We start from the raw sequence: 12,039 nt of genomic DNA, 5'->3' as shown, positions 1-12,039 counted from the left end.
GCTATTAATATGGTAATATCTACAGAGTTAGATAAATTATTTCAAGGAGAAAAAAATCTTGACAAAAGTAATTACTTACGGGACTTTCGACCTGTTGCATAAAGGGCACGTCCGGTTGTTAAAGCGGGCACGTGAATTAGGCGACCATTTGACAGTATGTTTATCAACGGATGAGTTTAATGCAGTTAAGGGGAAGAAAGCTTACACCCCGTACGAAGACCGAAAGTACATTTTAGAAGCGATTAAATATGTTGACGAAGTGATTCCAGAGCGCGGATGGGATCAAAAGATAAATGACGTTAAGGAAAATGATATTGATATTTTCGTAATGGGCGACGACTGGAAGGGTCAATTTGATTTTCTCAAGGATTACTGTAAAGTTATTTATTTACCACGGACCGAAGGAATCTCGACAACTAAAATCAAGCGTGATTTAGGTCTTGGTGATTATAAAAAAGATTAAGACAACAGTTAAGATTGGGATATCAAAATGATTCCAATCTTATTTTTTAGAGGGAAAGGAACGAATATGAACCAGGCAGAATTAAAAGCGGCGGTCGATAAACGACGCACTTTTGCAATTATTTCTCACCCGGATGCGGGGAAAACTACCATTACCGAACAACTACTATTGTTTGGGGGCGTAGTGCGGGAAGCCGGAACGGTTAAAGCTCGGAAAACCGGGAACTACGCTAAGTCAGACTGGATGGAAATTGAAAAGAAGCGGGGAATCTCCGTAACTAGTTCGGTGATGCAGTTTGACTATGCAGGAAAACGGATCAACATCTTGGACACTCCCGGACATGAGGATTTTTCGGAAGATACTTACCGAACCTTAATGGCCGTGGATTCCGCGGTGATGGTGATCGATTCCGCGAAGGGGATTGAGCCCCAAACTAAAAAGTTGTTCCAAATTTGTAAAATGCGCGGGATTCCGATCTTTACCTTTATGAACAAGTTGGATCGGGATGGACGCGAGCCTCTCGACCTAGTAAATGAACTAGAAGAAGTTCTGGAAATTGACGCTTACCCAATGAATTGGCCAATTGGGATGGGAAAAGGTTTGGCAGGCTTGTATGACATTTACAATAACCGAATCGAATTACATACTGACGAGCCCGAATATTTAGCGCTTGATAGTAACGGAGAATTAAAAGAACCTAATCCCATTGAAGAAGAAAGTGTCTTCCAAGACGCGATGATGGAAGTCGATTTGATGAAGGAAGCGGGGAACCAGTTCGACGAAGCTAAGATTGCCAAGGGTGAATTGACACCGGTTTTCTTCGGTTCAGCGCTAACTAACTTTGGGGTAAAGACTTTCTTAGATGCGTATTTACAATTTGCTCCGGCACCGTCCGCACATAAAGTCGCCGAAGGAGAACAAATTCAACCAACTGACGAAGAGTTTTCAGGATTTGTCTTTAAAATCCAGGCGAACATGAACCCTAACCACCGGGACCGGATCGCTTTCTTGCGAATCTGTTCCGGAGAATTTGACCGGGGAATGGACGTTACTTTAAAACGGACTGGTAAGACGTTGCGGCTTTCCAATTCAACTCAATTTATGGCGGACGCGCGGGAAAATGTTGAACGTGCGGTTGCTGGAGATATTATTGGTTTGTACGACACGGGTAACTTCCAGATTGGGGATACGATTTACGCCGGTAAACACCCGGTGCAATTTGAAAAGTTGCCACAATTTACCCCCGAATTGTTCATGGGCGTTTCTGCAAAGAACGTGATGAAGCAAAAGTCCTTCCATAAAGGAATTCAACAGTTAGTCCAAGAAGGTGCAGTACAGTTATACACTAACTACACTACGGGGGATTACATCCTCGGTGCCGTGGGACAATTGCAATTCGAAGTGTTCCAATTCCGGATGCAAAACGAATATAATTCGGAAGTGGTAATGCAGCCAATGGGCAAGAAAATTGCCCGTTGGATCAACCCGGAACAGTTGGACGAAAAAATGTCGTCTTCCCGGAATTTGTTGGTGAAGGACCGTGCTGGACAACCGCTCTTCCTATTCGAAAATCAATTCGCGGAACGTTGGTTCAAAGGTAAGTATCCTGACGTAGAACTCACCGCAAAACTTTAAAAAATAAAACTTTCTAAAGTAACCGATTCAAGCGGCCAATTAAGTAAATTATGGGCTATAATGGATAAGTTATTTAAGAAATATCATGTGGAGGAACGATAGCATGAATCGTTTATGGGGTAAGTTTCGCCAGGGATTGAACACTAAGTTTGGGTTCTTTATGTTGATTACCGGGCTGTTTTGGCTGAAATCATACATTGCGTACCAAACTAAATTTACGTTAGGTGTTCAAGGTGGGATGCAGGAATTAATTTTAGCCATCAGCCCCCTTGGCTTTGCCATTCTATTATTTGGAATTGGATTATATATCCGGGGCAAATGGGCCTACTGGTACATGATTGTAATGGATGCAATCTTGTCAACCTGGCTATTTGCTAACATTTTGTACTACCGAGAGTTTTCAGATTTTATCACCTTTAACTTAATTAAGGGGTCGGGTGCCGCATCAGATAACTTGGGAAAAAGTTTGATGGGAATCCTGCGGCCGACCGACTTTTTGGTATTTGTTGACGTAATCTTTGTGATTGCCATTTTAGCGTTTGGCTTTGCCAAAATTGATCAGCAACGCTTTAAGTTGGTTAACTCGTTAGCAGTCACCATCCTGTCAATTGGGGTGCTAGCTGCTAACTTGGCCCTTGCTTATTCAAACCGTTCCGGTCTCCTGACTCGGACGTTTGATAATAACTACATTGTTAAATATTTGGGACTACAAAGCTTTACGCTATATGACGGGGTTAAGACCGTTCAAAATAGCAATAAGAAAAAAGAAGCTAAAAGTTCCCAATTAAAACCAATTAATGAATTTTTAAAGAAAAATAACGTTCCAGCTAACATCGAATATAAGGGTGTGGCTAAGGGTAAGAACGTAATTATTATTCACTTGGAAAGTTTGCAACAGTTTGTCATTAACCAAAAGTGGAAGGGAAAGGAAATTACCCCTAACATCAATAAGTTTTACAATGACAAGAACACGCTAGCTTATGACAACTTCTTTAACCAAGTTGGACAAGGAAAGACGGCCGACGCCGAGATGATGTTAGAAAATTCGTTGTTTGGATTACCTGAAGGATCAGCGATGGTTACGGATGGTACTACCAACACCTTCCAGTCCATGCCTGCAATTATGGATCAGCACGGCTACACGACCGCTGCCTTTCATGGGGACGTAGCTAGTTTCTGGAACCGGGATAACGCTTATAAATCATTTGGTTACCAGTACTTCTTCAGTAAGCAATACTACTCGTTGAAGAAGGATTACGTAAGTGGATACGGAATGAAGGATAAGTTGTTCTTACAACAGTCCGCGAAATTCCTTGAAGAACTTCCACAGCCGTTCTACGCAAAATTAATCACGGTTTCTAACCACTATCCGTACGGAATCGAAAAGAAAAACGTTTCTATTGATCCGTGGGAAACCGGAGATTCAACCGTCGACCCGTATGTGCAAACAGCCCATTACCTTGACCAAGCGGTTGGAGAGCTAATCAGTTACTTGAAGAAGACCGGGCTCTACGATAAGAGTTTAATCATGATGTACGGGGACCATTACGGAATTTCGAACAACCATAAACCCGCAATTGCCAAGATTTTAGGGTTAAAAGGGGTCACTAACTATGATTTGGCGATGTTCCAAAAGGTACCGTTTATGATTCACGCTCCGGGTCTGAAAGGTGGCGTTAACCACAACTACAGTGGTGAAATTGACGTAATGCCGACCCTATTGAACCTCTTAGGAATTGATACGCCGGGGGCTTACCAATTTGGACACGACATTAATTCTAAGCAGTACAACCAAATCGTGGCCTTCCGTAATGGCGATTTTGTTTCTAAGAAATATACCAAGTACGGCGGGGACCTGTATTACACGGCCAGCGGTGAACAAATTACCGACGAAACGGCTAAGCAAAAACGTGAAGTTAAACAAATTCAACAGTACGTTAATGATGAGTTGAATTATTCCGATCGAATCATCAATGGCGATTTACTACGATTTGCGGACTTAGATTGGTTCAAGAAGGTCAATAAGTCGGACTATAGTTACACAAAGAAGAGCGCACTTAAGAATTTGAAAAAGGCTCAAAAGTCCAAAACTAGTCTGCTTGAACAAAATCATGGTCGGTCCACGGTTGACGATTACGTAACCGATGCACCAGAACTTCCAGAAAATGCCGATAAGGCGGCTAGTTCAAGTTCATCAAGCAGTAGTTCAGGGGAAGGCAGCGAATCGGAACATCACTCTGACGATGCTACTACCCAAGACAAAGATAAATAAGCTTTAACAATTTAGGGACATGCTTAGCCCAAACAGAATTAAGTATTAACATGTAGAGGTTGGGAAATTTTTTCCCAACCTTTCTTGTTTTTTAGACTAAAATACTAATTAAGAATGGTTAGTATTTTTAAGAATTTCAAACAAGCAGAAGGAGAGTTAGAGTTTATGGCAAGTCACTTAATCATTTTATTGCTGGTCGGTTTACTAGCCGGAGTGTTCGGTGCCATCCTCGGGATTGGCGGGGGAATGATCATCACGCCGGTCCTAACGATTGGGATGGGGTTAGATATAAAATACGCGATTGGGGCAAGTATTATCGCCGTTATTGCAACTAGTTCGGGGGCTACGATTGCCTACCTAAAGGACGAGATGCTTAACTTACGGGTGGCCATGTTTTTGGAAATTGCAACCACGGTTGGAGCGATTGTAGGGGCCATTATGACTGGGATTTTCAATTCTACGGTTCTTTACGTACTCTTTGGATCATTTTTAGTTTTTTCCAGTTGGAACATGTACCGAAAATTACGACAAGGTGGTAGCGAAGAGGGCAGCGCCAAAAATGATCGGTTAGCTAACCGACTTAACCTTAGTGGTAGTTATTATGATAAAGCTTTGCAAAAGCAAATTGACTACCAAGTGGAAAACGTTCCGGGAGGCTCAGCGGTGATGTTTGGTGCAGGCTTAGCCAGCGGACTTTTAGGAATTGGAAGCGGGGCTTTCAAGGTGATGGCAATGGATAACATTATGAAGATGCCGTTGAAACCTTCTAGTGCAACCAGCAACTTAATGATGGGGGTAACCGCGGCAGCCAGTGCAATGGTATACTTCTTTAATGGTTCGATTCATGCTGACATTGCGGGTCCCTTAGCAATCGGAATTTTATTTGGGGCCCAATTAGGGAGCCGAATCATGCAACACCTCCGTCCCCGTTGGATTCGCTTAATCTTCATCCCCGTGTTGCTGTACATGGGCTTACAAATGGTTTTAAAAGGATTTGGGGTGAACTTCTAGATGAATGCTAAACAAAAGGAAATGAATCACGTCGAATTATTGATTGGCCGAATTTTGCAAGTTGGGGTTTATATCTCTGCAGCAGTGATCATCCTTGGAATTGGCCTATGGTTGGTAAAAAATGGCTCAGGTTATACGGGAGCCCTACCCACCCGGTTAGGAATAATTTTTCATGGGGTAACGCAATTAAGACCTTATGCAGTGTTAATGTTAGGGATCTTTTTATTGATCCTGACGCCAGTTTTACGGGTAGTGGTGTCGATTTACGCCTTTGCTAAGGAAGGCGATCGACTATACGTAACCATCACGACAATTGTTTTGGTCATCTTAATTATCGGAATGACAATTGGATATCAAGGATAGTTAGTAACTAAAGAAGCTAGGAAGGTTAAGCAACTTTCCTAGCTTTTTTTGGTTAGCAATCGGGAAAAACTAGATTTTAAACCGCGCTTTTTTAGGAAAGAGGTTTACAAAGCGTCTTATATGAATATATAATTGTTATAACTGTTAATTTAGGAGGAATAATAATGGTACAATCTGCAGTTGTTGAAAACGATAGCGATGCGTTTTCTGTTAGTTTATTGGCGTTTTGGATAAAGGGGAGTATTACAATAGATGACGCCTTCCTACGGGTAAATATGCCAAATACGATTTTCTTTGGTTTGATTCCTGCTGGGAAGCAAAAGGACTCATCCCCACTTTCAGGAATTACTAACGTATACACATCAAAATCATATAAGTTGAGCTCAATCTTTTTAGGATTATTAATTGCGGCTGTTGAAGTAGCTTTCATGGGTTCATCATTCTTTACGGCTTTAATTGCAATTTTAGTTGGGGTACTTTTAATTGGTAGTGGGATTAGAACCACGTTTAACTACGAACGCTCCGGAATTAGTAAGACAATTGACTTACCTTTCTTCGAAGCACATCATAGCGAAGAATTAGAAGAAAAAATTACCCAAAAATTAGCTACATATCAAGCGGACCGCAACGTGAGAGCACAAACAGACCGCACAATCCAACAAGGAACCCAAAACACACAACAAATTGTTAACGCTGTAAGTGGGGATGCAAATAATGCTGCTCCCCAAGCAAGCGCATTTTGTGGTAGTTGTGGCGCACCACTTGCTGAAGGAGCTAAGTTCTGCAACAAGTGCGGAGCTCAAGCTAACTAAACGAGTTAACTTGTCAAAATAACAGAATAACTTTTATCATCTACAAAACGGGTTTGGTTACCATGGTAACTAAGCCCGTTTTATTTAACTACAAACCACCGTTGGAGAGAAAATTTGGGAATCGCATTTTGCAAAAGAGCTTCTTACTGGTACCGTAGACAAGCCACTATATAGAGGTTATAATTAACGCGATGGAATTTTAACGTCTAGTATAATTACCAAGACCAAGTATAAATAAGGGAGTTTTACATGAAAGTTGAACCAAACGTCGTGATAAGTGAATTTATCGTCAATATGGATGAGATCCTTTATCACAAAGATAATAGTAAAATTGATATTGCTGAAAAGGTAAAGAAACAGACGGACTCTTTAGCGCATTTTAAGGTTCCTTATTACGTATTAACAAATGGGCCAAGCCGAGACGACGTAGGTGACGGTGTAACAATTACTCACCTTGATTTATTTGAACACTATCCAAATCTAACTTTATATTTTTATCGGATTTTGATGGCATTCGATTTTTTAAAGGCCCATCCGGAGATTGAAAAAGCGGCGCTAACTGATGCCGGAGACGTTACCATGCTTAATTATCCATTTGACGATGTTCAAGATGGAATTTTATATATGGGTGATGAAACTACGTCACTTTTTAATACATCAATCATCATCGATAACGCGGCTCCAACTTATATGAAGGATTTTATTTGGGAAAATAATAACTTAACAATCTTAAATTTGGGGATAATGGTAGGAACGCGGGACATCTTAATTGAATATTTAGGAATTATGGTTAAATTAATTACCGACGCGGAATTAAGAGTCAAACAAGGGGATGACTCTTACAGTGTGGGAAATTTTGAAATGTTGATTTCTAACTATGTAGCATACCGGTATTTTAGCACGCGTCTAATCCATGGGCGTAAGGTAAGTACTATTTTTAACGGCTTTCAAGAGCATAGTAGTGCATGGTTTAAACATAAGTAGAATTGCTATATGCACAAATGTGTCCTAATTAATTGGTGCTACTGTTAAGACTACTGGCATTTCAATAAAAGAATGCTTTCATGTTGAGTGAATTTGTATGATTGCGTAGTGGTCTAAGCTGGTCCTATAAGTAATTGAGATTAGATAGTATCCTTACATTACCGATAAATCATATCGCGTAATTGGGATGTATAATGAATGGCTTTGAAATTAGGGGTGCAGTAGCCAATGATTTTAAGGCTTTTTTATTTGGAAAAAATTAGTCCCAGGATAATAAATTTAGTTAGCAGGAAAAACGAGTTTTTTATTTATGTCATTTTTTAAAAATGTTGAGACAGACAATCTTGGTTAAGGGTGTAACATTAAAGGGTAATATAAATCAAGTGTGTTAATTTATGAAAACATTTGCCAATTTATAAAACAATATTTATTAAAAAGGGACCACCAAACGGAAATGGTGGTCCACAAGCTAAAATATCGAAAGGGCATTTACTTACATAATTAATGTTTTATAAAAGCTATGGCCATATAAACCATATTACTCAAAACAACTAAGAAGAAAATGATAGAAATGAATTTTTCTGGTGCGCTACCGCGCTTTTTATGTTGTGAACGTGGAGGAGTCTGAATATCCTTCTCGTAAGACACCCGTTTTTCGATATCTTTTTCAAGCAGATGACTGTTTCGATCAGATGAATTATTAATGATGAAAACCTCCTTTAACTGTGAGTTACCTTGATGCTATTTAAACAATTTTTTTCGTAAAAGTAAATAGTTTTATGTAAAAATATAAAAAATTAACGCGGTGTAACATACCGACTGTAAAAAATTAACCTGGTGTGATACATTGTATGTACGATAAAGAATAGAGGTAGACAGATGAGATTCGATTTTAATGACTTTCGACTTAGAAAGTATTCGAAAATCACTAAAAAGATTTTAGCTTTGGACGAAGAATATCAAAAGCTAACAGATGAACAATTACAAGCAAAGACTACGATATTTAGGGAAAAACTAGCGCAAGGGGCAAGTTTAGATTCAATTTTGATAGATGCTTACGCAACCATCCGTGAAGCTGACTATCGAATTTTAGGGCTAAAGCCGTTTGAAAATCAGGTGTTAGGCGGAGTGATTTTACATTATGGTGCGGTAGCACAAATGAACACTGGAGAAGGGAAAACCTTAACTGCGACCATGCCGATGTACTTAAATGGGCTAACTGGACCGGGGAATTTTTTGGTTACGGTAAACGGTTACTTGGCAAACCGGGACGCCGAAGAGATTGGTAAAGTTTATCATTGGATGGGGTTAACTAGTGCAGCAGGGGTAAGTCCTGATGATGAAGAGTTAGATATGCACGAAGTTTATAGTAACGACATTGTTTATACAACCAATAGTGCCATTGGCTTTGATTATTTAACTGATAACCTAGTGGAAAATGCTAGTGACAAGAAACTTAATGATTTAAATTTTGCGTTGGTCGATGAAGTTGATTCTGTGTTGCTTGATGCTGCCCAAACTCCCTTAGTTATTTCAGGATCACCACGTGTCCAGTCTAATCTTTTTAATTCTACTGACCGAATTGTAAAGAGCTTACAGAAGGATAAGGATTATGAATTCAGTGATGATTTAAAAAATGTTTGGTTTACCAAGAAAGGGATTCAACATTTAGAAGAGTATCTAGGGATAGAAAATCTGATTTCAAAAAAATGGTCAGACTTGTACCGCCACCTCGTGTTAGCTTTGCAGGCTAATTACACTATAAAAAGAAATCAAGATTACGTAGTGGTTGATAATCAAGTTTTGTTATTAGATAGCGAGAATGGCCGCGCGCTTACCGGAATGAAACGAGAATCGGGGATTCACCAAGCAATGGAAGCTAAAGAAGAAGTTACACTCAGTGATCAAACACGAGCAATGGCTTCGATTACTTTACAAAACTTTTTTAAAATGTTTAAAAAGCTTTCTGGTATGACGGGAACGGCGATTACCTCTGCTAGAGAATTTATGGAAGTTTACAATTTACCTGTTTTGAAAGTACCTACTCATAAGCCGAATATTCGTATCGACCGACCAGATGTTGTTTACGCGACTATGGACGAAAAAATTCAAGCTACCGTAAAGATGGTTAAGGAAGCTTATGAAATTCAACGACCAGTTTTACTAAAGACCGGTTCTTTATCACTATCAAGGTTATACTCAAGGGTTCTCCTTAAGAACGGAATCGTGCATAACGTCTTAAACGCGCAAAGTGAATCTAAAGAAGCGTTAATTGTAGCTGATGCTGGACAAGCGGGTGCAATTACCGTTGCGACCTCAATGGCAGGTCGGGGAACCGATATCAAGCTTGGCCCAGGCGTGAAAGAAAAGGGCGGTTTGTTAGTAATTGGGACCGAACGAATGAATAGTCGCCGGGTAGATGATCAGTTACGTGGACGTGCGGGTCGACAAGGTGATCCGGGAGAAAGTATTTTTTTGGTCTCACTGGATGACAAAGTAGTTATTGAAAACGCTCCCGAATGGGTGGAAAAATATCGGATTAGACTGGAACAAGATCTTAAAAATGGTCGTCGAAAGTTTGGTGAACCACTGAGGGGACGAAGAGCAAAGAACATTGTTGAACGGGCACAACAAGCAGCGGATGCCAAAGCTGAGTCTGGGCGGAAAAGCTCGGTCAAAATGGATGATATTTTACGGATTCAGCGTGAAATGATTTATAGTTTTCGGGACTACGTAATGGCCGATGGCGAATTGGGGGAGATTACTCAAAGAATTTGGGAGGATTTCTTCAAACTATATGCACGCGAGAAGGATATTACTAGAGATAAATTAACAGATTTTATTGTTAATAACTTAAATTACAACTATAGTGATAATCATTTTGACCAAAATATTTTGAATGAGCCTAGCCAACTTGAACAATATGTTTCAGGAATTGCAAAACAAAAATGGGAACAACAAAAAACGATTTTAAGCACTAAATTCCAGCAAAATTATTTAAAACGCTTATCAGTCTTGAAGGCTCTTGACGTGGCGTGGATTGAACAGGTAGACAACTTGTCACAGTTAAAAAAGGTGGTAAGTAATCGTGCCTTGGGACAACATAATCCAGTTTTTGAATATGAAAAGGAAGCTATGAACTCGTTTAAACAAATGAAAAAATCGTTTTGGCAGAATACAATCAAGTACATGCTACTGTCAGAATTAGTTGTTGAAAAAGATGAATCAATTAGGGTGGAATTTCCATGAGAAAAAGAAGTGAAAGAAATGAGTTAATTGCTAGTATTGTTTTTACACTATTTATGATTGTATTAATGGAACTGGGGCGGCAGATTGCTCTCCCAGCAATAGACCCCGAATTGAGTAAAGAATCACTTAACGCCTCACCGTTACTGAGAAATATCTCGATGCTGACTGGTGGACAATATAGATTTCCATCATTATTTTCAATCGGTCTAGGTCCGTATATGACCAGCATGATTTTATTCCAAGCCATACAAATGGTTAATAGTAGTATGATGGAAAAAATTAGTGAGCAAAAAAAGGGATATATTCAACGTTGGATTACATTGGGGATCGCAATATTACAAACAATGCAGTTTATCTTTGCGAGCCGGAGTCAAATTAGCCCATCTGAATTTAAAATAATGGGCTTTGATTTTAATGTAGTGGTTTCATTTGTTGTTTTACTTGCTGGTGCGATGGTTGTTGCGTGGATGTCGGATATGACGGCTAAATATGGAATTGGTGGTGCCGGAGTTCTAATTATGCCAGGAATTATTACCAGTTTGCCAGCGATGGTGCTACATGGACCAGGATTAGGCACTTATCAAATCAAATCATTTTCGACTAACCTATGGATTGCCTTAGGCGTATCTGTTCTAGTTGTGTTCGTTGCTACAATATTCTTTAATAAAGCGGAACTTCGGATACCATTACAACGCCCGGCTGTGCAAAACGACTTTTCCGAATCATATTTACCAATTCGTTTTTTGACTTCGGGAAGTATGCCATTTATGTTCACCACTACGGTATTTATGATTCCCAGTTATATTGCTAGTCTCAATCCAGATAGTAATTTTGGTAAATTTACGCAGACGTACGTTAACTTTAATAACCCAATTGGAATTTTAATTTACTGTTGCGTGGTAGTTTTCTTGGGGTATGCATTTAGTTTTATGAACCTCCAAACGGAGCGGCAAGCCGAAAATCTGAAGAAATCAGGGGATTATATTTTTGGGATTACTCCCGGAAAAGATACTCAAAGATATTTAAATTCGCATGCGATTAAACTGAGTACGGCGGCTAACGTATATTTCTTAGTAATAGTTGCCACCCCTTTAATAATTGGACTATATGTACCTGGGGTAACCAATTTTACATTCGCGTACGCTAGTATATTGATTTTAGTCACAATTATGGATACCACTTTAGATCAGGTAAAGACGATGTACTTAAGGACCCAGTACGATCTTTTGTAATTATAAGGAGTAAGTAGA

General features: G+C 39.6%; 9 protein-coding genes. All 9 read left to right on the top strand.

Annotation, left to right across the window (positions count from 1 at the left end; genetic code table 11):
• The first annotated feature begins 58 nt into the window (after nt 1–58).
• The 9 genes from tagD (at nt 59) to NYR25_06745 (ending at nt 12,021) form a co-directional block, all read left to right on the top strand.
• Nucleotides 59–463 carry a glycerol-3-phosphate cytidylyltransferase gene (gene tagD, locus NYR25_06785; GenBank protein UWF33298.1) on the top strand — a complete coding sequence of 135 codons (405 nt, stop codon included), beginning with the start codon at nt 59–61 and terminating at the stop codon, nt 461–463.
• Between the two features lie 66 nt (nt 464–529).
• Nucleotides 530–2,098, top strand: coding sequence for a peptide chain release factor 3 (locus NYR25_06780; GenBank protein ID UWF33297.1), 1,569 nt, complete (start codon nt 530–532; stop codon nt 2,096–2,098).
• 103 nt (nt 2,099–2,201) lie between these two features.
• Complete coding sequence (locus tag NYR25_06775) at nt 2,202–4,370, top strand: LTA synthase family protein (GenBank protein UWF33296.1); 2,169 nt, start codon at nt 2,202–2,204, stop codon at nt 4,368–4,370.
• 165 nt (nt 4,371–4,535) lie between these two features.
• The gene (locus NYR25_06770; protein ID UWF33295.1) at nt 4,536–5,381 is read left to right on the top strand and encodes a sulfite exporter TauE/SafE family protein; all 846 of its coding nucleotides are present in this window, start codon (nt 4,536–4,538) and stop codon (nt 5,379–5,381) included.
• Nucleotides 5,382–5,744, top strand: a complete 363-nt coding sequence (locus tag NYR25_06765; protein UWF33294.1) for a DUF1634 domain-containing protein — start codon at nt 5,382–5,384, stop codon at nt 5,742–5,744.
• A 164-nt stretch (nt 5,745–5,908) separates the two neighbouring features.
• The gene (locus tag NYR25_06760) at nt 5,909–6,556 is read left to right on the top strand and encodes a zinc ribbon domain-containing protein (protein ID UWF33293.1); all 648 of its coding nucleotides are present in this window, start codon (nt 5,909–5,911) and stop codon (nt 6,554–6,556) included.
• Between the two features lie 249 nt (nt 6,557–6,805).
• On the top strand, nt 6,806–7,540 hold the full coding sequence (locus NYR25_06755; protein ID UWF33292.1) for a hypothetical protein: 735 nt from the start codon (nt 6,806–6,808) through the stop codon (nt 7,538–7,540).
• Between the two features lie 879 nt (nt 7,541–8,419).
• Nucleotides 8,420–10,789: an accessory Sec system translocase SecA2 gene (gene secA2, locus NYR25_06750; GenBank protein UWF33291.1), complete on the top strand. Its 2,370-nt coding sequence runs from the start codon at nt 8,420–8,422 to the stop codon at nt 10,787–10,789.
• Nucleotides 10,786–12,021, top strand: a complete 1,236-nt coding sequence (locus NYR25_06745; GenBank protein ID UWF33290.1) for a preprotein translocase subunit SecY — start codon at nt 10,786–10,788, stop codon at nt 12,019–12,021. The genes secA2 and NYR25_06745 overlap by 4 nt, the downstream gene beginning before the upstream one ends.
• The last annotated feature ends 18 nt before the right edge of the window (nt 12,022–12,039 follow it).

Source organism: Pediococcus acidilactici, assembly GCA_024970065.1.
GTDB classification, from domain to species: Bacteria; Bacillota; Bacilli; order Lactobacillales; family Lactobacillaceae; genus Pediococcus; species Pediococcus acidilactici_A.
Note: the sequence above shows the minus strand (reverse complement) of the source record. Positions and strands in the feature narration are given on the sequence as shown.